At 30.3% G+C, this 25,435-nt stretch carries 24 protein-coding genes and 1 pseudogene; 15 read left to right on the top strand and 10 right to left on the bottom strand.

Annotation, left to right across the window (positions count from 1 at the left end):
• Positions 1–2: 2 nt before the first annotated feature.
• The 3 genes from porG to LPB136_RS08870 all read right to left on the bottom strand — a co-directional run bounded on the left by porG (position 3) and on the right by LPB136_RS08870 (position 2,396).
• Positions 3–701: a type IX secretion system protein PorG gene (gene porG / locus LPB136_RS08880; protein WP_237267370.1), complete on the bottom strand. Its 699-nt coding sequence runs from the start codon at positions 699–701 to the stop codon at positions 3–5.
• Between the two features lie 101 nt (positions 702–802).
• Entirely contained in the window at positions 803–1,702 is a 900-nt protein-coding gene (locus LPB136_RS08875) for an NAD kinase (protein ID WP_072555976.1), read from the bottom strand.
• Between the two features lie 34 nt (positions 1,703–1,736).
• On the bottom strand, positions 1,737–2,396 hold the full coding sequence (locus tag LPB136_RS08870; protein ID WP_072555975.1) for a CBS domain-containing protein: 660 nt from the start codon (positions 2,394–2,396) through the stop codon (positions 1,737–1,739).
• 58 nt (positions 2,397–2,454) lie between these two features.
• Between LPB136_RS08870 and LPB136_RS08865 the strand changes: the two genes are divergently transcribed.
• Positions 2,455–3,168 (top strand): pyridoxine 5'-phosphate synthase, encoded by a 714-nt coding sequence (locus LPB136_RS08865; RefSeq protein ID WP_072555974.1) that lies wholly within the window; start codon positions 2,455–2,457, stop codon positions 3,166–3,168.
• A 110-nt stretch (positions 3,169–3,278) separates the two neighbouring features.
• Complete coding sequence (locus tag LPB136_RS08860) at positions 3,279–4,055, top strand: alpha/beta fold hydrolase (RefSeq protein WP_072555973.1); 777 nt, start codon at positions 3,279–3,281, stop codon at positions 4,053–4,055.
• A 6-nt stretch (positions 4,056–4,061) separates the two neighbouring features.
• Here LPB136_RS08860 and LPB136_RS08855 read toward each other — a convergent pair whose 3' ends face one another.
• From LPB136_RS08855 to LPB136_RS08840, 4 genes are all read right to left on the bottom strand, one after another.
• On the bottom strand, positions 4,062–4,358 hold the full coding sequence (locus tag LPB136_RS08855; RefSeq protein WP_072555972.1) for a hypothetical protein: 297 nt from the start codon (positions 4,356–4,358) through the stop codon (positions 4,062–4,064).
• Positions 4,355–4,894 (bottom strand): hypothetical protein, encoded by a 540-nt coding sequence (locus LPB136_RS08850; RefSeq protein WP_072555971.1) that lies wholly within the window; start codon positions 4,892–4,894, stop codon positions 4,355–4,357. The genes LPB136_RS08855 and LPB136_RS08850 overlap by 4 nt, the downstream gene beginning before the upstream one ends.
• Positions 4,895–5,065: 171 nt before the next feature.
• Complete coding sequence (locus tag LPB136_RS08845; protein ID WP_042247315.1) at positions 5,066–5,356, bottom strand: helix-turn-helix domain-containing protein; 291 nt, start codon at positions 5,354–5,356, stop codon at positions 5,066–5,068.
• Positions 5,346–5,702: a type II toxin-antitoxin system RelE/ParE family toxin gene (locus LPB136_RS08840; RefSeq protein WP_072555970.1), complete on the bottom strand. Its 357-nt coding sequence runs from the start codon at positions 5,700–5,702 to the stop codon at positions 5,346–5,348. Before LPB136_RS08840 ends, LPB136_RS08845 begins: the two co-directional genes overlap by 11 nt.
• 236 nt (positions 5,703–5,938) lie before the next feature.
• On the opposite strand from LPB136_RS08840, the gene LPB136_RS08835 reads away from it, so the two are divergent.
• The 5 genes from LPB136_RS08835 (at position 5,939) to dnaG (ending at position 12,373) form a co-directional block, all read left to right on the top strand.
• Entirely contained in the window at positions 5,939–6,283 is a 345-nt protein-coding gene (locus tag LPB136_RS08835; protein ID WP_072555969.1) for a phage holin family protein, read from the top strand.
• A gap of 142 nt (positions 6,284–6,425) precedes the next feature.
• Positions 6,426–7,748 (top strand): trigger factor, encoded by a 1,323-nt coding sequence (gene tig, locus LPB136_RS08830; RefSeq protein ID WP_072555968.1) that lies wholly within the window; start codon positions 6,426–6,428, stop codon positions 7,746–7,748.
• Between the two features lie 580 nt (positions 7,749–8,328).
• Positions 8,329–8,988 carry an ATP-dependent Clp endopeptidase proteolytic subunit ClpP gene (clpP, locus tag LPB136_RS08825; protein ID WP_072555967.1) on the top strand — a complete coding sequence of 220 codons (660 nt, stop codon included), beginning with the start codon at positions 8,329–8,331 and terminating at the stop codon, positions 8,986–8,988.
• A gap of 54 nt (positions 8,989–9,042) precedes the next feature.
• Positions 9,043–10,281 carry an ATP-dependent Clp protease ATP-binding subunit ClpX gene (gene clpX, locus LPB136_RS08820; RefSeq protein ID WP_072555966.1) on the top strand — a complete coding sequence of 413 codons (1,239 nt, stop codon included), beginning with the start codon at positions 9,043–9,045 and terminating at the stop codon, positions 10,279–10,281.
• 73 nt (positions 10,282–10,354) lie between these two features.
• Positions 10,355–12,373 (top strand): DNA primase, encoded by a 2,019-nt coding sequence (dnaG, locus tag LPB136_RS08815; protein ID WP_072555965.1) that lies wholly within the window; start codon positions 10,355–10,357, stop codon positions 12,371–12,373.
• A gap of 461 nt (positions 12,374–12,834) precedes the next feature.
• Here dnaG and nadE read toward each other — a convergent pair whose 3' ends face one another.
• Positions 12,835–13,623 (bottom strand): NAD(+) synthase, encoded by a 789-nt coding sequence (gene nadE, locus LPB136_RS08810; RefSeq protein ID WP_072555964.1) that lies wholly within the window; start codon positions 13,621–13,623, stop codon positions 12,835–12,837.
• A 147-nt stretch (positions 13,624–13,770) separates the two neighbouring features.
• Between nadE and gldB the strand changes: the two genes are divergently transcribed.
• Together gldB and gldC are read left to right on the top strand one after the other, a co-directional pair.
• Entirely contained in the window at positions 13,771–14,730 is a 960-nt protein-coding gene (gldB, locus tag LPB136_RS08805; RefSeq protein ID WP_072555963.1) for a gliding motility lipoprotein GldB, read from the top strand.
• Complete coding sequence (gene gldC, locus LPB136_RS08800; protein ID WP_072555962.1) at positions 14,730–15,068, top strand: gliding motility protein GldC; 339 nt, start codon at positions 14,730–14,732, stop codon at positions 15,066–15,068. The genes gldB and gldC overlap by 1 nt, the downstream gene beginning before the upstream one ends.
• A gap of 126 nt (positions 15,069–15,194) precedes the next feature.
• Here gldC and folK read toward each other — a convergent pair whose 3' ends face one another.
• The gene (gene folK / locus LPB136_RS08795) at positions 15,195–16,331 is read right to left on the bottom strand and encodes a 2-amino-4-hydroxy-6-hydroxymethyldihydropteridine diphosphokinase (RefSeq protein WP_072555961.1); all 1,137 of its coding nucleotides are present in this window, start codon (positions 16,329–16,331) and stop codon (positions 15,195–15,197) included.
• 329 nt (positions 16,332–16,660) lie between these two features.
• Between folK and LPB136_RS08790 the strand changes: the two are divergent.
• A pseudogene (locus tag LPB136_RS08790) lies at positions 16,661–17,593 on the top strand (IS110 family RNA-guided transposase).
• Positions 17,594–17,731: 138 nt separating this feature from the next.
• Here the strand turns inward: LPB136_RS08790 and LPB136_RS08785 are convergent.
• A complete protein-coding gene (locus LPB136_RS08785) occupies positions 17,732–18,778 on the bottom strand; it encodes a ligand-binding sensor domain-containing protein (protein WP_083426207.1) in 1,047 nt (348 codons plus the stop codon).
• Between the two features lie 391 nt (positions 18,779–19,169).
• Between LPB136_RS08785 and LPB136_RS08780 the strand changes: the two genes are divergently transcribed.
• From LPB136_RS08780 to LPB136_RS08760, 5 genes are all read left to right on the top strand, one after another.
• Complete coding sequence (locus tag LPB136_RS08780; protein ID WP_072555959.1) at positions 19,170–20,387, top strand: site-specific integrase; 1,218 nt, start codon at positions 19,170–19,172, stop codon at positions 20,385–20,387.
• Positions 20,388–20,390: 3 nt separating this feature from the next.
• Entirely contained in the window at positions 20,391–22,439 is a 2,049-nt protein-coding gene (locus LPB136_RS08775) for a hypothetical protein (RefSeq protein WP_072555958.1), read from the top strand.
• Positions 22,440–22,540: 101 nt separating this feature from the next.
• Entirely contained in the window at positions 22,541–22,825 is a 285-nt protein-coding gene (locus tag LPB136_RS08770; protein ID WP_072555957.1) for a helix-turn-helix domain-containing protein, read from the top strand.
• Positions 22,826–22,830: 5 nt separating this feature from the next.
• A complete protein-coding gene (locus LPB136_RS08765; protein WP_072555956.1) occupies positions 22,831–23,724 on the top strand; it encodes a hypothetical protein in 894 nt (297 codons plus the stop codon).
• Positions 23,725–23,833: 109 nt separating this feature from the next.
• Positions 23,834–25,435: a type I restriction-modification system subunit M gene (locus tag LPB136_RS08760; protein ID WP_072555955.1), complete on the top strand. Its 1,602-nt coding sequence runs from the start codon at positions 23,834–23,836 to the stop codon at positions 25,433–25,435.

Raw genomic sequence — 25,435 nt, 5'->3', positions numbered from 1 at the left:
TATTATCGTGCGTCTGTATAACAAGCAGGTCTTCCAAAAGTGTAAACAATTGAAATTCCTGTAAACATGTACCAATCATTCTGTGAGCCACCAAAATCTAAATTAATAGCTGTATTATTGGGTGCGTAATACGGGCCAGTATAATCAATATCATCAACTAACGCGTATCTAAACTTTGTTTCTACTGCGTAAGCTAAATTCCCAGACAGTAATCCTTTTATACCTAAACCGAAAGGTAATGCATAGGAAATAGAATTTCTTAAAATTACATCTCCATTAAGATCAATTCTTTCAGGTTTTTTATAGCTAAAAGCTGCAGCTTCTACTAATATATATGGTGTAAAAGATGTTTTGTGTTCAGAAATATTATATTCAAAAAAATTATATTCTAAACCTATTGCTAGTTCATGTATTGTGTTTGTAAAACTAATGCCACGTTGTTCTCTATATGGATTTGAGGCATTTGCATCATCACCTTCTGTTGGTAAATAACTATATGTACCTCTAAAAGCCATTCTTGGGTTGTAGTTGTATTTGTAAATTAATCCTCCAGCTATGCTGTTTGGACTTATGTAACTTGTGCTACCGATGTCACCTACGTAATTAGATCCACCTACAAAAAAACCAATTTCATGGATTTGTGAAAATGAAATGCTTGTAATACAAGTAAATAGTAAGCTTAAAATATGTTTCTTCATCATTAAAAATGCGTGCAAATATAGGGAATTGAATTCGCTTTAGAAAGTTAATAAATAGTCTTTTTTGATTAACTCCTTTTTTGCTTTTTTATTGTAAAGTTTAACTATGGATTTGATTCGTTACGTGTGTCTTCTCCCCATAATAACTTGCTGCGAAGTGTTCTTAGGTAAGATTGATTTTTTGGAAGTATGCTTTTTATTGTAAAAGGTGCCTTTTCTATAAAGATTTTGGTTTGTTGTGGAACGGTTGCTATTCTTGAGTCTAAAGAGATTAGGAAATCTTTTTCTCTTGCACTTATTTCTAACTGAATTGTTGTTTTATCAGGAATAACCATTGGTCTTGCATTTAAATTATGCGGAGCAATTGGTGTAACAACTAAGCTCTTTGAATCTGGTAATATTACAGGTCCGTTACAACTTAAAGAATATCCTGTAGAACCTGTTGGTGTTGATATTATTAAACCATCTGCCCAATAGTTTGTAAGATATTCATTGTTAAGATAGGTTTTTGCTCCAATCATAGAAGTGGTGTTTTTACGTGCTATAGTAACTTCATTTAAAGCAAAATTAATCTCTGAAAATTCTTTTGTTTCTGGGATTGTTTTTATTTGTAGTAAAGTTCTTTCCTGTATGGTGTATTCTCCTCGTAAAACACAAGCTAAACTTTCTTCTATTGCATCTTTTTTTATGGTTGCTAAAAAACCTAATCTTCCAGCATTTATACCAATAATAGGTATGTTTAAATCTCTAATATAAGTTACTGCTCTTAAAATAGTTCCGTCTCCACCAATAGTAATCATGGCGTCAAAAGAGTCACTTAAGTCGTGGAATGAGGTAAAAGTTGGGTACTTTTTACTTATTGAATTATTCTCTTTCAGTAATTCATAAAAATCTTTTTCAAAAAAAGCAACAATGTTGTTTTTAGAAAGTACTGATAATAATATTTGAACCTCTTTTTCAGAAGTAATAGTGTAAGATTGTCCGTAAATAGCTACTTTTTTCACAAAAATATTTTTTGATTAAATGACTTTTAAAGCCTTACATTTCTAAGTATTTCTTAAGATATTCTGACCTGTTTTTGAGGTCTTCTATATAAGAGTCGTCTTGATGAATTGTTACAACTGTATAATCGTATCGTCTAAAAGTTTGAACTATTTCATTCAATTCTTCAGAAATTATTTTAAGTGTAACTTTTACTTTGTCTATTGATTGTGACGAAATGTACATGCCTAATAACTTGGCTTTATTTGATTCTACAATCTGAGAAATTTCACTCATAGAGTAATCATCAACATTTTTTTCTACAATTATAGTCTCGCTTTCATTGTGTAGAAAAGGGCTATCTGCAAAAGCATCTAAAATATCGCTCAATTCGTAATAACCAATATAGTTTTTTGCTTCGTTTAAAACCGGAATAATATTACAATCATTATCAGCAAAAAGTGTAATTAAGTCTAAAAGTGTTGTTTTTTCATCCGTGAAAAAATGATCTAACAAATATGAATATTCTTTTAATTCTCTATTCTTATTTTCAATAGTTCTTAAATCTCTTTCAGGGAAAGAGCCGAGTAATTTACCGTTTTCAACAACTGGAAAGTGAGAAATGGGAACGTCTTTACAAAGCCTTTGAGCACTTTTTACAGTACTTTGCAGTGTAAGAGGGTTAATGTATTGTGATATGTAATCGTTAATATTCATTGCTACGAATATAGTTTAAAATGTTTGAATGCGTTACTTTTGTATTTTAAAATATAAGATGACAAAGTTAAGTGTAAATATTAATAAAATAGCAACATTACGTAATTCTCGTGGTGGGGATGTACCTAATTTAATTAAGGTGGCGACAGATATTCAAGAGTTTGGTGCGGAAGGAATTACAATTCACCCAAGACCAGATGAAAGACACATTAAATATCAAGATGCATACGATTTAAAACCAATTGTTACTACGGAATATAATATTGAAGGAAACCCGATTGATAAATTTATGGAATTAGTTTTAGCAGTAAAACCAACCCAAGTTACTTTAGTTCCTGATACTATTGGTCAAATTACGTCTAATGCAGGTTGGGATACTGTAAAGCATCAATCTTATTTACAAGAGGTTATTGCAGAGTTTAAAAACAACGGAATTAGAACTTCAATTTTTATTGATACTGATTTAAAATTGATTGAAGCTGCAGCAAAAACCGGTGCAGATAGAATTGAATTGTACACAGAAGAATTTGCTACACAATTCGATTTAGGAAATAAAGATGCGGTAAAACCATATACGGAAGCTGCTATTTTAGCACACGATTTAGGTTTAGGTATAAATGCTGGTCACGATTTAAGTTTAGAAAACATTAAGTTCTTCAAACAAAATATTCCAAATTTAGCCGAAGTTTCAATCGGGCATGCTTTAATTGCAGAAAGCTTGTATTTAGGGTTGGAAAACGTTGTTAATATGTATTTACATAGATTGAAGTAGTTTTTAATAAGCAGTAGAAGTTTTCAGTCGTCCATTATTAAAATATATAATTGTCATTTCTAAATAAGCTTTTTTAAGCGATTGAGAAATCTAATAATCTAATAGTTCAAATGTCTAATAATTTAATACTACATTCAAGAATCCTTGGCGAAGGAAAACCGTTGTTAATTTTACACGGTTATTTTGGAATGGGCGATAATTGGAAAACTCATGCGAATAAATTTGCAGAAGACGGTTTTGAAGTTCATTTAATAGATCAAAGAAATCACGGTCGTAGTTTTCATTCAGATGCTTTCGATTATGAGTTAATGGTTGAAGATTTACATAACTATATTGTTCATTATCAATTAGAAAGCGTTAATTTACTTGGGCATTCCATGGGCGGAAAAACAGTAATGTTGTTTGCTGTTGAATATCCTGAATTAGTAGATAAATTAGTAGTTGCAGATATTTCTCCAAGAATGTACCCGCCACATCATCACGATATTTTAGATGCGTTAAATTCTGTTGATTTTTCTATTCATAATTCTAGAAAATTAGTTGATGCACAGTTGGCTACATTAATTCCAGAAATTGGAGTTCGTGGTTTTTTAAGTAAAAGTTTGTTTTGGAAAGAAAAAGGGCAATTAGCATTCCGTTTTAACTTAGAATCACTTACCGAAAATAATAATGAAGTTGGAGTAGCTTTACCTTCATTCACAACTTTTGAAGGGGAAACGTTGTTTTTAAAAGGTGAAAACTCTGGTTATATTTCTGCAAATGAAGAACCAATTATAGAAGCTCATTTTCCAAACTCTAAAATTGTATCGATTGCCAATGCAGGTCATTGGTTGCATGCAGAAAACCCAACAGATTTTTATACTGAAGTTGCTGCTTTTCTGAAGTAAGAAAACTTACTTCATGTCTAAATTTAGTTTAGGCATTGTTAGTTCAAATAAACTTTCAGGATGTATTAATCCCCAAATTATTGGTGTTAAAAAAAGTATCCAAACAATAATTAGTAAAACTTTATTCTCGGCCTTTTTATTTAATAGAAAAATTAAAAATAAGACTATTAAATAATACATGAATATTACACCTGTAGAAGCTGCAATAATTGAAATCATTGATTTAAATGAAATTAAAATTAAGGTTATAATTAGTAAAATAACAAGTATAATGATGGTGCTTGTTTTTAAGAATTTAATCATTTTTCTACATCTTTTTTAGGTAAACTTCTTGTAATAACAGTTGCTTTTTTAGGGTCTGATCTTAAGAATTTTATCGAAATAGAATCTCCTAATTCAATCTTGTTAAAGACGGTTTTTTCATCAACATAAAAACTATTGTTGTATGTTTTGTTTCTGTAATTGAAAGTGTAAGAAACTAGGTAATTAAATTCTTCAATCTTGTTTATTTTACTGCCTTCTTTTTGGGTGTAAGAAGTATCTTCTATTTCTTTATGTGTTACGGTTCCTTTTGAGTAATAACCGTATTTTTTAGCCATTTCTTGTTCATAATAATATAGTAAACTAGATGGCATTGTGTAAAAGATGATAAAGAGAGGGATTCCAATAAATAAGGTTCCAAAAATTAATATGTAAGCGGAGAGATTTGTTTTAGCAGCAAAATATATAACAATAGAGCCAACAATAATAAATGGTAAACAAAGAAGTAAAATTGGAGCATTCTTTTTTAAAGATACTAGTGCAAATTTTAATTTATCTTTAAAAGGGATTGTTGTCATTGATTTAGAGGTAAATTTTGAGCGTTCGCTAACGGTTTTGTGTATGATTAGTGGCGTGTTCCACGCACCTAATTTAGCAAATAAAAACCAGATAGAAAATCCGCGAGGATTTTCGTAAGTAAGCTTGAACTAGCCATTAATTATACACGTTGTTGTAAAACGTACTTTATGTCAGACTTCGATTGAAATATTGACTTTTCCGCCAAGTCCTTTCTCAACGATATCAAATAAGGTTTTTAAAGTCAGATTACTTCCATTATTTTCTACACGAGAAATATAAGTTCGCTTTTTGTCAATCAATTCGCCAAGTTGCTCTTGAGTCAGATTTTTTTCTTCTCGTGCATTTCGTAAAAGTAAACCGATTTTAAATGACTCAAAATCTCTGTCGAGTTCGTCTCTACGTTCCGTTCCTTTTTTTCCGTAAACGGTATCTTTAATGTCTTTCCAGCTTTTAGTTTCCATTTCCTTTGTTTTTTTCTTCGTAATACTCTTTCATTAATCGGACAGCTTTGTCGATTTCTTTTTTTGGTGTTTTCTGCGTCTTTTTTGTAAATCCGTTTAAGAGTATAACTAACTTACCTTTGTCGAAGAAGCAAAAAACTCGCCAAATATTCGAGCCTAATTTTATTCGGGCTTCAAATAGTCCTTTTTGAGTTTTCATTGGTGCCAAATATGTTTTCGGCACGTGCTGATAGGTTTCGATTATTTCAATGACCTTAAATATTTTGTCTTGAACCTTTTTCGGCTGAGCAAGCAAAAACTCCTCGAAATAATTTTTATATTGTATTACTTGCCTAACTTTTTCCATTCAGACAAAGGTAACTTAAAAGTTACTATTTTCAAAAATTTCAGATGTTTATTTTGAAAGCCGAATTTTTCTTCGGTATGTTTTACAACTTAAATGATATGCCGAGTTTTAATTCGATATATCAGGAGTTAGCGAAGTTATATTTTTTTAAGTTTAGATACAAACCAAATTATAAAGCAGAAACTGCCAAAACTGCAGTTTTTTAACTTTGGTATAGTTATCGCTTTAAATTAAGTATGAAAATATTTTTAAAACTCTTATTAACTGCCGTTGCGGTGGTTGTATTATCACAAATGTTACCAGGAATAACCGTAGCAAATTATGGAACAGCAATTTTGGTAGCGGTAACAATATCCTTATTAAACATGTTTGTGCGTCCATTATTGGTATTGTTTACATTGCCAGTTACCATACTAACATTGGGTTTGTTTCTCTTTGTAATAAATGCTTGTATAATTTTATTGGTAGGTAATTTAATAACAGGTTTTGCCGTAAGCGGATTTTTAACAGCACTTTTATTTAGTGTATTGTTGTCTATTTTTAGATCATTCCTGTTTTCATTATTGAAAGAAGAAAAATAAAAAAGAGATTCAAGATGTTTAAAATCAAGCTTCAAGACTTAAAAACGAAACTAAAAAGTCTTTATTCTTGTGTCTAATTGTCTTGTTTCTAAATAAATAAAAACGTAATTTTGCACCCGATTTTAAAGAAACATATTTTAAGATGAATATCACAAAAGAAAATGTAGATGCGTTAAACGCAGTTGTAAAAGTAAATATTGTAGCAGAAGATTATAATGACGCTGTAGCAAAAGTATTATCAAATTATCGTAAAACAGCCAACATTCCTGGTTTTAGAAAAGGTCATGTGCCAATGGGAATGGTTAAGAAACAATACGGTAAATCTGTAATGATTGATGAAGTAAATAAGCTTTTACAAGAGTCTTTAAACAAGTTTTTAGTAGAAGAAAAATTAGATATCTTAGGAAATCCATTACCAAGAGTAAAAGAAGATTTTAACTGGGATGCTGATGAGTTTTCTTTTGAATTTGAATTAGGTTTAGCACCAGAATTTGATGTAAACTTAAAATCTAAAAATAAAGTAACACAATATAATATTGTTGCTACAGATGAATTAATAGACAAAGAAGTAGAAAATATTCAATCTCGTTACGGTAAAATGTCTCCTTTAGAGGCAGCAACAGAGCACGCTAATGTAACAGGTACTTTTGTAAACGAAGAAAAAGGAATTGAGAAAAAATCTACATTCTTAGTAAACGATTTAAAAGGAAAGAAAAACGAAAAGAAAGTAATAGGCGCTAAAGTTGGTGATGTTATCGAATTAGATACTAAAAAATTATTTGAAGACGATCACAAATTACAGCACATTTTGGGTGTTTCTCATGAAGAAATTCACGATTTAGACATCAAAGTTACCTTAACTGTAGAAGATATTACAAAAACAGAACCAGCAGATTTAGACAAAGAATTGTTCGATAAATTATTTGCTGACGGAAGTGTAAATACTGTTTCTGAATTAAGAGAAAAAATTAAAGAAGACGCAGAAAAGCAGTTTCAACAACAAGGAGATCAGCAGTTATTAAACGCAGTAACTGAAAACTTAGTAGAAAATACAAAGTTCGATTTACCAGCAGAGTTCTTACAAAAATGGTTAGCAACAGCTGGCGAAAAAGAATTAACAGCTGAAGAAGCAACTGCAGAATACACAAAATCTGAAAAAGGTTTACGTTACCAATTAATCGAAGGAAAGATTATGAAGGATAACGATATCAAGTTAGATTATAAAGAATTGGTAGACTACGCAAAAGGATTTATCCGCACGCAAATGGCACAATTTGGTAACATGAATCCAGAAGAAAAAGAATTGGATGATATTGCTGGTAGAATCTTACAAAACCAAGAAGAAGCTCAGAAGTTACAATCTCAATTGATTAGTCAAAAATTATTGACTTTTTACAAAGAGAATATGAATTTCAAGACTAAAGAAGTTTCTTACGAAGACTTTATCAAAGAAGTTTACAAATAAACCTTGTTTATTTGTCATTCTGAACTCGTTTCAGAATCTTTCAAAACCTAAAAACCGATGCGAAAGTGTCGGTTTTTTCTTGTATTGAGCGTAGTCGAAATATGGGCGTTACCTTTCAGGTCGCGCTTTCCGCACTCGCTTTTTTTCGTGCCTCAAAAAGAGCTCAAACAAACGCTTCAATCGCTAACGCGGGCGTATTTATTAACCAATTGTTATTTCAGTTGGTTAATTTCTTCTTTATTTTAAGTATAAAAGTAATTACAATACCTTAAAAAAATAAAAGTAAATTCGTTTGCAATTGTCCCCTTGAGGGGACTTTAGGGGTGTTTTAATGTGGGCTTAAATAAACATGCTGCAATTGGTGTTTTTTTATTGAAGCCTGAGCTGATCTTGATTCAGTTTTTTCATCAATGGAAAAAAGAAAAAAACTAAAGAAAACCACATGTTTCATCCTCGTCACAAAGGAATCTACTTCTTTAAAACATTGATTTAAAGTCTTATTTCTTGTATCTACAAATCTAATAGTCTAAAAGACAAAATCTTCGTATCTTTACAACTTATAACTAAAATAAAACTCAAAATGGATTACGGAAAAGAGTTCGAAAAATACGCAACAAAACATCACGGAATTAACAGCACATACTTAGGTAAAATAACAAGTAGTTTAACGCCATATATTATGGAAGAACGTCAAATGAACATTACTCAAATGGATGTTTTTTCTCGTTTAATGATGGATAGAATTATATTTCTTGGTACAGGAATTAACGACCAAGTAGCAAATGTTATTCAAGCGCAATTATTATTTTTAGAAAGTGTAGACGCAAGCAAAGATATTTCAATATACATTAATTCTCCAGGAGGAGGCGTTTATGCAGGTTTAGGTATTTATGACACTATGCAGTTTATAAAACCAGATGTAGCAACAATTTGTACAGGAATGGCAGCATCAATGGGAGCAGTTTTAATGTGTGCAGGAGCACCAGGAAAAAGATCAGCTTTACCACACTCAAGAGTTATGATTCATCAACCATTAGGTGGCGCGCAAGGGCAAGCATCTGACATAGAAATTACAGCTCGTGAAATCTTAAAGTTAAAAGATGAATTGTATCAAATTATAGCAAAACATTCTGGTCAAACAGTAGAAAAAGTTGATCACGATTCAGACAGAGATTATTGGATGAAAGCAGACGAAGCAAAAGCTTACGGAATGGTAGACGAAATTTTAACAAGAAAATAATACAAGTTTGTCATTCCTGCGAAAGCAGGAATCTCATCATAAAAGAAGGATAAAATGTCGAAAGAAGAAAACTTACAATGCTCGTTTTGTGGTCGTAAAAAACCAGAAACAGATTTGCTTATTGCAGGTGTAGATGCACATATTTGCGATAAATGTATTGAACAAGCACATGGTATTGTAGAAGAAGAAATAGCCGAAGCAACCTCTACGAGTTTATCTAAAGATTTAACGTTAAAAAAACCAAAAGAAATTAAGGCGTTTTTAGATGAATATATCATTGGACAAGATCAAACCAAAAAATCGATGTCAGTTGCTGTTTACAATCACTATAAAAGATTGTTACAAGTAAAAGACGAAGAAAATGAAGTAGAAATAGAAAAATCTAACATTGTTTTAGTTGGAGAAACGGGTACAGGAAAAACTTTAGTAGCAAGAACAATTGCTAAAATGTTAAACGTGCCATTTTCAATTGTTGATGCAACCGTTTTAACACAAGCAGGTTATGTTGGAGAAGATGTTGAAAGTATTTTAAGCCGTTTATTACAAGCTGCAGATTACGATGTAATAAAAGCACAAAGAGGAATTGTATTTATTGATGAAATAGATAAAATAGCTCGTAAAGGAGATAATCCTTCAATAACAAGAGATGTTTCTGGAGAAGGAGTTCAACAAGCTTTATTAAAATTATTGGAAGGTACAGTTGTAAATGTTGCGCCAAAAGGAGGAAGAAAACATCCAGATCAAAAATTTATTCAAGTAGATACTAAAGATATTTTATTTATTGCAGGTGGCGCATTTTCTGGAATTGATAGAATAATCAGCAAGCGTTTAAATATGCAAGCTGTTGGTTTTAGCGCTTCTTTAGATGATGATAAAGTAGATGATGATAATTTATTACAATACATCATTCCTTCAGATTTAAAAGCATTTGGGTTAATACCAGAAATTATTGGTCGTTTACCAGTGTTAAGTTATATGAATCCGTTAGATGCTAATACATTAAGAGCAATTTTAACTGAGCCTAAAAATTCAATAATTAAGCAATATACAAAGCTTTTTGCAATGGATGATGTTGCTTTTTCTATGACAGAAGATGCGCTTCTTTATATTGTTGGAAAAGCAGTTGAGTATAAGCTTGGAGCTCGTGGATTACGTTCACTTTGTGAAGCTATTTTAACCGATGCAATGTTCGATTTACCAAGTTCTGACGAAAAAGAGTTTGTAGTAGATTTAGCATATGCAGAAAGTAAATTGACAAATACAACACTTAAAAAACTAAGAGCAGCTTCTTAGAAAAATATAATACCCAAAAGACAAACCTCACAGTGTATAAAATCTGTGAGGTTTTTTTTACATTTGTAATCTTATGATAACCAAACAAACCATAGACCGTGTTTTTGAAACTGCAAGAGTAGAGGAGGTTATTGGTGAATTTGTTCAGCTAAAAAAAGCTGGAAGTAACTTTAAAGGATTAAGTCCCTTTGTAGATGAAAAATCACCATCATTTATGGTGTCTCCAGTAAAACAAATCTGGAAAGATTTTTCTACAGGAAAAGGTGGAAATGCAATTTCTTTTTTAATGGAACACGAGCATTATTCGTATCCAGAAGCCATACGTTGGTTGGCAAAAAAGTACAATATAGAAATTGAAGAAACCGAACAAACTAACGAGGAAAAAGAGAAAATTAACGAACGAGAAAGTATGTTTTTGGTGTCTAAGTTTGCCAAAGATTATTTTCATGATTTAATGCTAAATTCTCAACAAGGTAAAGCAATTGGTTACAGTTATTTTAAAGAACGTGGATTTACAGAAGAAACGATAAAAAAGTTTGAATTAGGATATTGTAAAGATGAATGGGATAACTTTACAAATGCAGCTTTAGATAAAGGATACGATATAAAATACTTAGCTTCCACTGGTTTAACAATTGTTAAAGAAGGTGGTAAACAATTCGATCGATTTAAAGGCCGTGTTTTGTTTCCAATTCACTCAATGTCTGGTAGAATTTTAGGTTTTGGTGGAAGAATTCTTACCAACGATAAAAAAGCCGCTAAATACTTAAATTCACCCGAAAGTGATATTTATCATAAGAGTAAAATTCTGTACGGAATTTATCAAGCAAAAAAAGAAATAGCCAAACAAGATAATTGTTATTTGGTTGAAGGTTATACAGATGTAATTTCTTTTAATCAATCTGGAGTAGAAAATGTTGTTGCCTCTTCAGGAACAGCTTTAACATCAGATCAAATTAGATTGGTAAATAGATTAACAAAAAATATTACTGTACTTTTTGATGGTGATGCTGCCGGAATTAGGGCTTCCATTCGTGGAATAGATTTAATTTTAGAGCAAGGAATGAACGTAAAAGTGGTTCAGTTTCCTGATGGAGAAGATCCAGATAGTTTTGCAAAATCACATTCTGATGCCGAATTAAAAGAATATTTAGATACTTCTGCGAAAGATTTTATCAATTTTAAAGTATCACTTTTATTAAAAGAAGCAAATAATGATCCGGTTAAAAAAGCTGGATTAATAAGAGATATTGTTACCAGTATTTCTAAAATTCCAGATGCAATTCAACGAGAAGTGTACGTGCAAGAATGTTCTAATATTATGGACATTTCTGAACGTGTTTTATTTAGTGAGTTAGCACAAATTATAAGTAAAGAAGCTGCTAATCAGCGAAAGAAAACAAGTTCAAGAAGTAATTCTAATGTAGATCCAAATGAACCGCCGCCAGAGTATTTTCTAGAACAAGAACAAGCGCAAATGGGCTTGGTTAAAGGTGGTGTTTCTTCAGAAAAAATAGATCAGCTTTTAATTTTAGAAAAAGAAATTATTAGAATTTTACTTTTATACGGAAATGAAGAAGCAGATTTTGTTGATTTTATTGAAGTTGAAGATGAAAATGGTAAGGTGACAATTGAAAAAGAAAGTCATACAAATCAAGTTTCAAAAGAAGTCTATTTACACTTGCAAGACGATGAGATTGAGTTTACAAATCCGCTTTTTCAAGAAGTTTATTTTGAGATGATACATCAGTTAAATCAAGCTGAAAAAATAGATGTAGCTCAACTTACAAGCCATCAAAATGTAGAGGTAACATCTTTGGTTACTTCTATTTTAATGGATGAAGAAAATCCTAAAAGACAATTAAGCGATTGGGAACGTAAAAACATCTATGTAACCGAAGCAAGTAAAATCTTACCAAAATTAATCTCAGATGCAGTTTTTAATATTCGTAGAGTATTAATAGATCGTAAAATTAAAGACTTAATTACTCCAGATCCTTCCGAGGAAAAACCTATTATTAACCTAGAGTTAATACAAGATTACACCAATCTTAAAATTAAATTATACGAGAAATTAAACAGGGTAATTTAACTATTTCAGTTTAAGTGTTTTCCTTGTTTTAATGTTAACTAATTGTAAATTAGTATTTTTACTCTTTTTTTTAACTATCTTTGGATTCTAAAATTTCCGTGAAAAAGAATTTAAAAATATAAATTATGAAAAGAGTACTTCAAATATTGAAGCTGCTTAAGCTAATAATAGTTCTTCCTTTTGATGTTATTTCAACAGGATCAAAAAAGCGAGCATATCGTAAAATTAAAAAAACAATGATAGCTGCAAACTTACTTTAAGTTTCAGCTTGTTATTTTGTTAATTGTGACTTTTTAAGTCTTTGGGTGTCATAAGTATACCAAAAAGAAATAAAAATGTATACTATTTATCAAATTTTACTTGTTGTAGCGCACTTTATTTTATTGCCGTTTCATATTATTTTTACTGGCTCTAAAAAAAGAACGTATAGACGTATAAAGAAATTAATGATACAAGCTAATTTACTTTAAGTCATTAGGGATTTCACAAACAGGTATTGGCAACATTTTGTGCTGATTTATGCTGTTTAATCTTGTGTATATTTTAAAAACTTCCAATTCCCTACCATTAAAATCTGCATTAACTTTACCTTCATCTTGCATTTTCATAGCCCATTCTAGTTCGTCATAAGAAGCGCCAATTTGATCTTCATCAGTTCTACTATCACCAAATAAACCATCTGTAGGTTGTGCGTTTTGTATAGAATCTGGAACTTCTAAATGTGCTGCTAAAGCAAAAACTTCAGACTTTACCAAATCAGCAATTGGACTCAAATCCACACCGCCATCTCCGTATTTTGTGTAAAACCCAACACCAAAATCTTCAACTTTATTTCCTGTACCAGCAACTAAATAACCGTGTAAACCTGCAAAATAATATAAGGTTGTCATTCTTAAACGAGCTCTTGTGTTAGCTTCTGCTAAAGCAACCTTGGCAGCATCTTCAGTTTGTGGAACATTAGTTTTAAAATCTTCAAACGTAGAAGTTAAATTAACTTCTGCTTCACTAACATTTTTAAAACGTTTTTTAAGTTGTGCAATATGTTCATTTCCTCTGTTTACCTGACTCTCTGCCTGGTGTATTGGCAATTCAACACATAAAGTAGGAAAACCAGTTTTAGCACACAAAGTAGATGTTACTGCAGAATCAATACCGCCAGAAATACCAACAACAAAACCTTTTACTTTTGCATTTTCAGCATACTCTTTTAACCATTTTACAATATGATTGGTAACTTTCTCGGTATTCATTGATAAACTATTTTTTAAAATTGTTCTTCGAAGTTTTTCTTCGAAGTTTCCTGTTAATTATCATTCCGAACTTGTTTCGGAAACTAAATAAAGAGTTTAATGAAATTCTTTATTATTTTTGACGTTATATTCTGAATAGCTAATATAATGCGAAAAATTTTATTTTATTTTCTTCTTGCCCTTCTTTTTTTGTCTTGTGATAAAGAATCGAAAACAATTGTAGATGTTTCTGATGTTTCAGCCAATTTTTCTGTAAATCGATTTGATGTAGATTTTTATTCCTCAACAAAAGATAACCTTCAAACCTTAAAAAATAAATACCCGCTATTATTTCCAAAAGGAGTTCAAGACTCTGTTTGGGTTAATAAAATTAATAATAAAGACGAGCAAGAATTATTTGTAGAAACACAAAAAGAATTTAAAGGTATTACCTCTTTAAAAGAGCAACTTACCTCACTATTTAAACATGTAAAATATTACAATCCAAAGTTTGTAGCGCCTAATGTTATTACCATGCTTACCAATATAGATTATGATAATAGAGTAATTTATGCAGATAGCTTATTGCTAATTTCTTTAGATGCTTATTTGGGTAAAAATCACGAGTTTTATGGTAGTTATCCACAATACATCAAACAGAATAACACTAAAGAACATATAATTGTTGATGTTGCTAATTCAGTAATTGAAAAACAAGTTTTAGCCAATACAGAAAGAACTTTTTTAGGTAAAATGATTATTGAAGGAAAAAAAATGTATTTATTAGATGCATATTTACCTAAGGTTTCAGACAATGAAAAAGCCGGTTATTCTCAAGAAAAGTTTAATTGGGCGGTTGCAAACGAAGAGCAAATTTGGAAATATTTTGTAGAGAAAGATTTACTCTACAGTACAGATGCAAAATTAGATAAACGATTTATGGATTTAGCGCCATTTTCTAAGTTCTATTTAGCCGAAGATAACAAGTCTCCAGGGCAAATTGGAGGTTGGATTGGTTGGCAAATTGTACGCTCTTATATGCAAAATAATGATGTATCTTTGCGCCAATTATTACAATTAGATACAGAAACAATCTTTAAAAAATCTAAATACAAACCAAGACGATAATGGCTGTAAAACACACTTCTGAAATAAAATTTACTGTAGGCTTAGACGAAAATAAAGTTCCTGAAGAAATTTCTTGGAATGCACAAGATGGCGGAGTTACTAATGCCGAAACTAAAGCTATTATGCTTTCCGTTTGGGACTCTAAAGCTAAAGACACACTTCGTATGGATTTGTGGACCAAAGACATGCCGGTAGATGAAATGAAACAATTTTTTCATCAAACCTTAGTCTCAATGGCAGGTACTTTTGAACGCGCTACCGACGATCAGAAAATGAGTGCAACAATGAGAGATTTTTGTGAGTATTTTGCAGAAAAGTTAGAGATAGTTAAAAAATAATTATTGGGCGTTACCTTTCAGGTCGCGCTTTCCGCACTCGCTTTTTTTAGGGTTTCGGCTACGCTCAACCACCAAAAAAGAGCTCAAACAAACGCTTCAATCGCTAACGCAACATACTTGCTATCGCTATTGAGGTTTAGTGTGTGTTTTTATCTTCCTAAGAATGGTTTGGTAATCTTCTGGATTATTTACAAAATCAAGATCAGAAACATCAATAGTTAAAATGTTTAAATCTTGTTGCGTTTGTATAAAATTACTATAACCATCATGTATTTTTTGTAGGTACTCAGCTTCAATATTTTGTTCGTAATCGCGACCACGATTTTTAATATTCGCTAATAATCTACCCGTATTTTGATATAAATACACATATAAATCTGGCTTAGTAATTTCCTTATACATTAAATCGAACATTTTTCTGTACAATTTATATTCATCTTTTTGCAAAGTAACTTGTGCAAAAATTAGTGATTTAAAAATATAGTAATCAGAAACTATAAAGTTTTTAAACAAATCGAACTGCGCTAAATCATCTGACAATTGCTGATATCTATCGGCTAAAAAACTCATTTCTAACGGAAAAGCATAGCGTTCATTATCTTCGTAAAACTTTGGTAAAAAAGGATTGTCTGCAAAGCGTTCCAAAACTAATTTGGCATTAAATTCATTAGAAATTAGATTAGCTAAAGATGTTTTTCCTGCGCCAATATTCCCTTCAATAGCAATGTAATTGTACTTTTCTGTTATTGGAATTGGGCGCACAAGTATTTCTGGAATCACTTTTATTTTAGAAGAATCTGTACAGTTTTCCAAACAAATAGATAGCGATTTTTTCTCTATTGGATGTAAAATATCTGGTGCAATTTCTACTAGTGGAACTAAAACAAATTTACGATCTAACATTCTAGGATGCGGAACAATTAAATTTTCAGAAGATATAATTGTATCATCTAATAATAAAACATCTAAGTCAATTTTTCTGTTTTCGTAATTGCCAGAATTAGAACGTGTTCTACCTAATTCCTTTTCAATAGAAAGTAGTTGTTGCATTAACGTCTCAGGTAGTAAATAGGTAGTAACTTTAATTACCGTATTTAAAAAATCATCACCTTTAAAACCAACCGATTGTGTGGTGTAAACAGAAGCTATTTTTTGAACATCACCAATAGTATCTGCAATTATATTAATTGCTTTTTGTAGATTTTCTAACCTGTTTCCTTGGTTAGAACCTAAAGATAAATATGTGATTCTTTGTATTTTCATTTAAGGAATACAAAGAACGGAAAAACTAATGCTATTTTTTAGTATTAGCACAAAAAAAAACGACAACATTTGTTGGCGATTTTAATATTAATTATTTTTAATTCTACATGTTATACACGGCTTAAGTTTGTCTTTTAATAAATTTGATATTTAATCAGAAAGAATAAAAGAGAGCATTAAGTTTAATATACACGGTGAAGCTTAGACTTCGACAACATTAATAATCCTCCCTCTTTTCTACTAAAAATCACGTTCAGTTCTGTGAGACCAAGATCTCGTTTTCAAGTTGTTGTGAAAAGAGTAGGTTATTCTTTCGTAAATCAGTTCTTATGAATAAATATAAGGAAATTTTTGGAAGTAAAAGTGGTCATAATCAATTTAAAAATGATGCTAAAGGTTTTGTGTCTTTTCTTAAAAATCTTCCTAAAGAATCGTTAGTTGTTATGAAGGTAACAGGCTATTATCATTACAGATTCGCGCAGTTTCTATATAAAAACGGAGTCTTAGTTTCTGTGGTAAATCCTTTGTCTATAAAGCGTTTCATTCAAATGAAATTAGCAAAAGTGAAAATAGATAAAAGTGATGCAAAAGCAATTTGTGAGTATGGATTAATTAATGAAGTTCCATTGTATACAGCTTTAACAGATGTTCAAAGCGAATGTTTACAACTCTTTAGATGGTTAGATAATTTAATAAAGAAACGAACCGCCACGAAGAATAAAATTCATGGATAAAAGGTTTTAGGGTTTCCTTCAAAATATGTTTATCATTCACTAAATCGAACAAAAAAGCATTTAGATAAAGAGATACAAGGTGTTGAATTAAAGTTGCTTTCGTTGGTAAAACAAGACCAGCAGGCTCAATTAAGTTTATTGCAAAGTATACCAGGTATTGGTTTAAAAACAGCTTTATTTTTAATTGTAGTTACAGATGGGTTTAAGAAGTTTGAAACTTCATCACAATTATGCAGTTACGTAGGAATTACGCCAACAATTAGGGAATCAGGAAGTAGTGTAAGAGGAAGAAGTAGAATAAGTAAAGTTGGTAACAGAAAATTACGAAACCTTTTATTTCTGTGTTCGTTTACTGCATGTAAGCATAATAAAGGATGTCGAGAAATTTATGAACGAATTGTAAATAAAGGCAAGAGTAAAAAATTAGCTTTAATAGCGGTTTCAAATAAGTTAATCAAACAGAGTTTTGCAATAGCAAAATCAGGTTTGCCTTATGATGAAACACATGTTTCAGTTTTAACAAAATAAGTTGAAGTAAATAAAATAATAAAAGCCCAAAATAGAACGTAAATTTATTTTGAGCCTAGAATAATATTGTGCAAATTTAATGAAGGAAAGAGTTGTTTTTTAGCTCAGTTCTTTGTTAGCTGTAGCTTTTTTCATTCGTTATTTTTTAAATTTTTCAAATGTTCTACGATTAAATTTATATGCTCCGTTTTGGTGTGTTCCGAGCCATAGGTCACCATTATTGTCTTTGTAAATACTGAATAATGAAATGTCTTTCGAGTTATCTTGAACTGGATAGTGAGTTACTTTTGTTCCATCATATTTCCAAACTCCATCAAGATATGTTACGAACCATAAATCATTATTGTTGTTTATTGCACTTGAAAGATACTCGTCTAAATTACTGTCCTTTTTTCCATCTAAACTGCCAATACTTTTGTGTCTTGTGTAAAATTTTTCGCTTTCTAATGTTGTGCTATCGTAAACGCTATAACGATATTCAGTATTGAACCAAAAATCGCCATTTTTATCTTCAGTAATAGAACGCACTCCGTTGGCACCCTCGTTTCGAAATTCTGTTACATCGTCTTCCGTAATCCAATTAAATGATATTCCATCGTATCGGCAAACTCCAACTGGGTTTGTTCCAAACCAAATATTTCCTTTCTTGTCTTTATAAATGCTGTAAATTTCAAAAGGATTTGGAAGATTTTGTGGTTTGGGCAACTGCAATTTATATAAAGTAGTTCCATCATAACGATACACTTTCTCATTTCCGAACGTGTTTTTAAACCATATATCTGTGGATTTAAGTTTCCAATCATTACTGACTATTGGTGATAAAGTTGTAAATGTACTTCCGTCAAACTTAACTATCGTAGAATTAGGGTGACAACTGGTAAAGTATATGTTGCCAAATTCATCCTCATTTATCTCGTCAATTCTATTGTTTGGTAAACCGTGTTTTGTTGTGTAATTGGTCAATTTCTTGCCATCGTATTTATAAACTCCTGTTTCCCAACTACCGAACCAATAATCATTGTTCTTATCTTGATGGATAACCATTATACTTTTCCCAAGTTCAGCTACGGTATTGCCTTTTACAATGTTGTCTGTGTTAATCTTTTGTTTTTTGATTTGTCCATTACAGGATGTCAATAATATTAATGCGAAGAAAAATGTAATTCTGTTCAATTTTATTTCCATCTGTTTAATGTTTGCAGGATGTTTTTTAAGTTACAGCTAACGCCGCGAGGCGATGGGATGCAAAAGACCGAAGGTATTGCATCCCATCGGTCTTGTGTATGATTTCGTTGCGTGTTTAAGCACTAAAGTTAGCAAATAAATCACAGATAGAAAGTCCGTGAGGACTTTCGTAAGCAAGCCAGCACTAGCAATGAATTATATACGGTGTTGTCTAACTATTATATCCAATTTCTTTTAAATTCACTTAAAGCCTTATAAATAAAGGGTTTTGCTATTTTTCGTAAAGCAAAATAAAGTAATAAAATACAATAAAAAGCATTGTTTGTTGTACCTATTGTTGTACCTTAGTATTAGATTGCACTCTATTGCACCTATTCTAAACCAATAAGTTATGGCTTCAATAAAACTAATTTTAAAAAAATCAAAAGTAGATAAGTCTGGAAAAGCACCTTTATATTTAAGGGTGATAAAAGACCGTAAAACTAAATTCATTTCTTTAAGCTTAAAATTAGAGCCTAATGAATGGGATGAAGATAAACAAAAGGTTAAAAAAAATCATAGTAACTCTACACGACTAAATAAATACATCTCTCAAAAGGTTGCAGATGCACAAGGACAAATAGCAGATTTAGAAACTAAAAATCAATCCACATCAGCAAGAAAACTAAAAGAAGCTATAAAGGGGAAACCGTTAGTTAATTTCTTTGAGTATGCATACAACCGATGCGAAAAACAAAAAGACACTTTAGCACTATCAACATATAACAACTATAAAAACTACTTGAAAAAGTTTGAAAAGTTTATAGGCCATAAAGAGTTAATGTTCGATGATATTACTGTAACCACTTTAAAAGACTATGCAGGTTACTGTAGTACTACTTTAGGCAACAATAACACGACGATAAATTTTTCTTTAAAGATTCTTAACCTAATGTTTAAAGAAGCGCAGAGAGAGGATTTAATACCGTTAAATCATTTTCCTTTTAGTAAATTTAAAGTCAAGAAAGCAAAAAGCACAAAACGATTTTTAACAGTTGAACAGTTAGAAGCTTTTACTAAATTAGAGGTTTCAGATAAAGCAAAAGCACAAATTATAAAAGATATGTTTCTATTTGCTGTCTTTTCAGGAGGTTTAAGGTTTGGCGATATAATAGAATTAAAGTGGAATAATTACAACGCTAAAACACATAAAATAACAAAGACAATACGCAAAACAAACAGACAGCACAGTATTAGAATTGGGCAAGTTGCAATAGATATTTTAGAAAAATATAAAACTGAAAATGTAAATCAAGACGATATAATATTTCCTTTCGCAAATATTGATAACGATTATTTTACAGACAGAGAACAAAGAGCAAAAGTAGTAAGACAAGCAATAGCGTTAAGTAATATGTATTTAACTAAAATGGGTAAAACTTTAGAGTTACCATTTTCTTTAACCTTTCATATTAGCAGACATACATTTGCTACCAGAGCATTAAATAATGGTATGAGAATAGAACACGTATCTAAATTAATGGATCATTCCGATATTGGAATAACACAAGTATATGCAAAAATTATAAGTAGTGAATTAGATAATGCAGTAGATAAATACATCAATTAGAATATGTTTAACAAACCAATCAATACTATTTTAAAAGCTCAATTTGATACCATTCATTCTGAAGCAGTCCAGACAGCAGAACAAGATTTTAAAACTAACGTTTTAAATAAGATTGAGAATCTGGAACACTTTGATAAATTTAAGTTTCTTATAACTGAAGAAAACAGAATTAAAGACTTAATTGATAAAAATAAACATCCTTACTATGTGAAAAATCATAGTTCGGGAGATTGGTTACTTTCACAATTTTCAAGTAGGCATTTTTTATTAAATGTAGATGAATTTGCAGAATTAAAAGAAGCTATTTATTTAGGTAAGATTAATTCCTTAATACATAAAAGAGTTAGTGATTTAAAAAAGCAAATACCAAAATTCACTTATAATGATTTTTTATCTGGTAAAGAATGTAAATATCTTATTACGTACGATAACCAGTATAATATAGAAAAAGAGGACTATTATAAAATGGTGACTTGGCAATCTGATAGGCTTATAAAAGTAGTTTCTTATGAAGTTGAATTATTAGTAAAAAATCATCAAGAATATTGTTCTAAAATAGATGAGCCTTTAGAGTTTCTTAATCAGCAAATTCAAATACTTGAAGAAGAATTAATAGAATCATTAAACGATGCTAAAGAAATAAAAGAAATACTATCTAAACTGTTTGCTTTTAAAGATTTTGATATAGATAGTTTTAATGATGAATTGTTAGTATATAATTACCCATCTTTTTTTAACGACAGAATAGAGTTTAGACGCTTAAATCCATCAACAATAGGCAAAGTATTAACTAAGTTGTCAAGTGAGCCTAAAACGTTATTCAGTAATGAATATATGGTGTTTTACACGCTTGATGTTTTTTTATCTTGGTTAAAAGATATAGTTAAAGGAAAATCTATTCAACAACCTTTTAAATATCCTGTTTGGGAAGATTTATTAAATCAAAAAATTAAGGAAGCAGAAAATGAACTTCAACCTAAAATTGATGAGATACAAGATTTTGTGTTTGATTCAGTAAAAAGTAAAAAAGAGATTCGTAACTATTTAAGAAATGAATTTGAAAAGCAGATAGATAAATATAACACTATTGAAGAAAAGCAAATATTTTATCTATTAAGGGATGAAAATAAAAATCCGCTTATATCAGATTTTAAGATAAATGCATTATTTAATAATGAAGAAGAAGAATATTTAAAGAATTTAAAAGAGGCATATATTTTACAAAATATCAGTTGGCATATTTCATTAACTTTTAATGAAGTTTTTGATTCTAAAACTATCTACTTCAAAAAAGACACGACTTCACATTTAATGATTTTATCATTAACTAAGGATATGGTATTAGATAAAGAATTGTCAATTGAATTAGATGAAGCAATGGATTCTTTTTTTAAAGAAATGTATACTACTTCATTGCCTTTAGATATTCATTTTTATAATCATCGTGAAAAGTATAGTAGAATATTTGAGAAAAGTATAACACGCTTACAAGGTGTTTTAGATTATGCAGAACCAAATAATAAAGTTTTATATATACAAAGTAGATTAAAAGAGTTAAGACATAGAGAGCTAAAGTTTAGAAACTTATTAGGTAGAAAAAAGGATTTAAAAGATAAAGAAGATAAATACCCAAATCTATTTAAAGAGTTTTTAACGATTGAAGCCGAATTTATAAAAGAAACAGTTCAAATATTTCCTGTTACTTTATTACCTAATCAAACAGATCCTTTATTGTTAGAAAAAGAAACAGATAGTTTTAAAACATTTGTAAATCAAGAGAAGCAAGATTATATTCTAAAAATACTTGAAGATTTAGCGATTACAAAAGATGGTGTTTATAATTTAGGCGACAGAAGTAAAGGAACAGTAAGAGGTGTAATAGAAGCATTAAGAGAAGAGCATATTATTCCAAAATTGAGTTTAAAAAGATTATGTGATATAATAGCGAATCAAATTAACTTAGAATTAAAATCAAAATTAGATTGGTCAAATACATCAGACGACTATCATAAAAAGGCAAAACAATACATAAAAGACAATCCACTTCATTAAAATACAGCCAATAAAAGGTCTTATAAGGTCAGCCTTATAAGTACCTATCCAGAGCTTAATATTTGTTACAGAAATAATTAGTAACATTAAAAATTAAGTAAATGGAAGCAGTAATTTTAACAAAAGAACAGTACAACGAATTAGTAGTAAGATTAGATAAATTAAATTCTACTTTAGAATCTAATCAAAAACCATCACACGAAACCTTTCTCGATAATCAAGAGTTTATCCAGCTAATGAATATTAGCAAACGAACAGCGCAAACTTGGAGAGATGAAGGTAAAGTATCATTTTCTCAAATTGGCAGTAAAATTTACTACAAGATGAAAGATGTAGAAGTCTTACTGGATAAAAACTACAATAAAGCCTTTAAAAATAAAAGGTAGTCGTTTTGTACGATACGCTTAAAATAAAGCATCAAGTAATACAATTACCTAAAGAAGTTATAGAACAACAAGAAAGTCCATTTTTTTGGAAAGGCTTAAAATGGACGCCTATTTTCAATAAAAAAACAAACCAAGTAAAAGGTTATGAAACGAGTGTAAATAACTTAGACCTGCGTTTAAAAGGAAATATAATCTCTTGTAATAACTCATTACAAAAATGGTATATGGGTAATAATTACCAGTTGTTTACCTATGTACAAGTCGTTGAAGCATTAAAGAAACTAAATAGTGTTTTACCGTTCAATGTATATAATGCAAATATTCATTATTTGGCAGTAGGCACGGTAATAGAAGAAGAAGCACAGGCAATTCTAAATCCTTGGTTAAGCCTAAATGGTAAAACACCAATACCAATGTTAGGTGCAAATAAACAATACGGTAAAAAATTCTATCTTACAGATTATAACGTTAAGGGATATGATAAAACATTTGAAGTAAAAACACACAACCGTATAAATATAGGGAAACCAATATTCAGATTCGAGTTAGAAATATACACACGCAATTTAAATAAACGTAAAAATGCTATTGGTATTTATACCGTTAAAGATTTAATAGATAAAAAGAAATATAAAATGTTAGCTGATGAGTTATTGTGTAAGTATGATAAAATTGAAAAGGAACAGAGTATTCCATTGTCAGAACTTAATACTAAAGAAAAAGAGGTGTTAGCGTTATTTCAAAATCAAGAAATATTAAAACAGTATAAAATAGACCATTCTGAAACATACCGTAAGCGCAGAAAGGTGTATAATAATCTTAAAAAAAGCTCTAATAATAAGTATCTAACACACGTAAAAGAGCAATTAAAAACAAGTGTAAAACACACGCTATTTTAGTACTTGTAATATAACATAAAACAGGGGTAAAAAGTAAATGCGAAAATCCTTATAATTTAACCAATATATATTTATATTTTTAACATTTTAAAATACACCATAACAATCAATGTCAGAAGAACAAAAAAAACTATTAGAGAAACAACTATGGGCTATTGCCAACCTTTTACGTGGCAAAATGGATGCAGACGATTACAGAAACTACATCTTGGGCTTTATCTTCTTTAAATACCTTTCAGAAAAATTACATATCTACGCTAATAAAATATTAGCACCAGACAATTTAACGTATGAGCAGTTAGATGAAAATTCAGATAATGGCAAAGTATATGTAGAAGCTGTTAAAAAAGCCTGTATAAAAGAATTAGGCTACTTTTTAAAGCCAAGTGAACTATTTACTTCTATTGCTCAAAAAGGAAACAATCTTTCAGTAATAGTTACCAATGATAATGATGAAGCTACTCAATTTTTTATAATTGAAGATTTAGAGCGTATTCTTACCAACATTGAACAAAGTACAATGGGAACAGAATCAGAAGATGATTTTGTAAAACTCTTTGAAGATTTAGATTTAACTTCTGGTAAGTTAGGTAGAACTGTAAAAGCTCAAAATGAAACCATTGCAAAAATAATCACTCATTTAGATGCAATAGATTTTCAATTAGAAGATACTGAAAGCGATTTATTGGGTGATGCTTATGAATATTTAATAGGCGAATTTGCATCAAGGGCAGGTAAAAAAGCAGGAGAATTTTATACACCTCAAGAAGTATCTACCATATTAGCAAAAATTGTTACTACTCGTAAAAAACGATTAAAATCAGTATATGATCCAACGTGTGGGAGTGGCTCGCTACTGTTACGTGTAGCCAAAGAAGTTGATGATGTAGGGATGTTCTACGGTCAAGAATTAAATCGTACTACGTATAACTTGGCACGTATGAATATGATACTACACGGTGTAAATTATCGTGAGTTTGATATAAAACAAGAAGATACTTTAGAAGAGCCTCAACATATGGCTATCGACTTAAAAGCAGAGGCTATTGTAGCAAATCCACCATTTTCTGCTAAATGGAGTGCTAAAGGTATTTTTAGTACAGATGATAGGTTTAGTCAGTATGGAAAGTTAGCACCTAAAACAAAAGCAGATTTCGCCTTTGTTCAACATATGATTCATCATTTAGATGAAAACGGTATTATGGCAACGGTATTACCTCACGGTGTATTATTTAGAGGAAGTTCAGAAGCTCATATAAGACGTTATTTAATAGAAGATAGAAACTATATAGATGCTGTTATTGGCTTACCTGCAAATATCTTTTTTGGTACAGGTATTCCAACGTGTATTTTAGTAATAAAAAAATGTAGAGAGGTTAATGAAGATGTATTATTTATTGATGCTTCAAACCATTTTGAAAAGCAAGGTAAAGACAATAAATTATTACCAAGCCATATTGATGATATTGTAGATACATATACTAATAGAGAGGTCATAGACAAATATAGTTATAGAGCTACTTTACAAGAAATAGCAGATAATGATTATAACCTTAATATACCTCGTTATGTAGATACTTTTGAAGAGGAAGAATCAATTGATGTTAATGCAGTTGCAGAAGAAATAAAAGCATTAGATATAGAAATTGCAGAAACAGATATACGTATTGCATTGCATTGTAATGAGTTAAATATTAAAACACCTTTTTAA

The sequence above is a fragment of the Tenacibaculum todarodis genome (assembly GCF_001889045.1).
Classification (GTDB): Bacteria; Bacteroidota; Bacteroidia; order Flavobacteriales; family Flavobacteriaceae; genus Polaribacter; species Polaribacter todarodis.
This window is presented reverse-complemented; position numbering and strand designations above follow the sequence as displayed.

Bases quoted from the DNA above. Each gene is read 5' to 3' on its own strand.
- porG (WP_237267370.1), bottom strand. From the start codon at position 701: ATGATGAAGAAACATATTTTAAGCTTACTATTTACTTGTATTACAAGC.
- LPB136_RS08870 (WP_072555975.1), bottom strand. From the start codon at position 2,396: ATGAATATTAACGATTACATATCACAATACATTAACCCTCTTACACTG.
- LPB136_RS08865 (WP_072555974.1), top strand. From the start codon at position 2,455: ATGACAAAGTTAAGTGTAAATATTAATAAAATAGCAACATTACGTAAT.
- LPB136_RS08860 (WP_072555973.1), top strand. From the start codon at position 3,279: ATGTCTAATAATTTAATACTACATTCAAGAATCCTTGGCGAAGGAAAA.
- LPB136_RS08855 (WP_072555972.1), bottom strand. From the start codon at position 4,358: ATGATTAAATTCTTAAAAACAAGCACCATCATTATACTTGTTATTTTA.
- LPB136_RS08850 (WP_072555971.1), bottom strand. From the start codon at position 4,894: ATGACAACAATCCCTTTTAAAGATAAATTAAAATTTGCACTAGTATCT.
- LPB136_RS08845 (WP_042247315.1), bottom strand. From the start codon at position 5,356: ATGGAAACTAAAAGCTGGAAAGACATTAAAGATACCGTTTACGGAAAA.
- LPB136_RS08840 (WP_072555970.1), bottom strand. From the start codon at position 5,702: ATGGAAAAAGTTAGGCAAGTAATACAATATAAAAATTATTTCGAGGAG.
- LPB136_RS08835 (WP_072555969.1), top strand. From the start codon at position 5,939: ATGAAAATATTTTTAAAACTCTTATTAACTGCCGTTGCGGTGGTTGTA.
- tig (WP_072555968.1), top strand. From the start codon at position 6,426: ATGAATATCACAAAAGAAAATGTAGATGCGTTAAACGCAGTTGTAAAA.
- clpP (WP_072555967.1), top strand. From the start codon at position 8,329: ATGGATTACGGAAAAGAGTTCGAAAAATACGCAACAAAACATCACGGA.
- clpX (WP_072555966.1), top strand. From the start codon at position 9,043: ATGTCGAAAGAAGAAAACTTACAATGCTCGTTTTGTGGTCGTAAAAAA.
- dnaG (WP_072555965.1), top strand. From the start codon at position 10,355: ATGATAACCAAACAAACCATAGACCGTGTTTTTGAAACTGCAAGAGTA.
- nadE (WP_072555964.1), bottom strand. From the start codon at position 13,623: ATGAATACCGAGAAAGTTACCAATCATATTGTAAAATGGTTAAAAGAG.
- gldB (WP_072555963.1), top strand. From the start codon at position 13,771: ATGCGAAAAATTTTATTTTATTTTCTTCTTGCCCTTCTTTTTTTGTCT.
- gldC (WP_072555962.1), top strand. From the start codon at position 14,730: ATGGCTGTAAAACACACTTCTGAAATAAAATTTACTGTAGGCTTAGAC.
- folK (WP_072555961.1), bottom strand. From the start codon at position 16,331: ATGAAAATACAAAGAATCACATATTTATCTTTAGGTTCTAACCAAGGA.
- LPB136_RS08785 (WP_083426207.1), bottom strand. From the start codon at position 18,778: ATGGAAATAAAATTGAACAGAATTACATTTTTCTTCGCATTAATATTA.
- LPB136_RS08780 (WP_072555959.1), top strand. From the start codon at position 19,170: ATGGCTTCAATAAAACTAATTTTAAAAAAATCAAAAGTAGATAAGTCT.
- LPB136_RS08775 (WP_072555958.1), top strand. From the start codon at position 20,391: ATGTTTAACAAACCAATCAATACTATTTTAAAAGCTCAATTTGATACC.
- LPB136_RS08770 (WP_072555957.1), top strand. From the start codon at position 22,541: ATGGAAGCAGTAATTTTAACAAAAGAACAGTACAACGAATTAGTAGTA.
- LPB136_RS08760 (WP_072555955.1), top strand. From the start codon at position 23,834: ATGTCAGAAGAACAAAAAAAACTATTAGAGAAACAACTATGGGCTATT.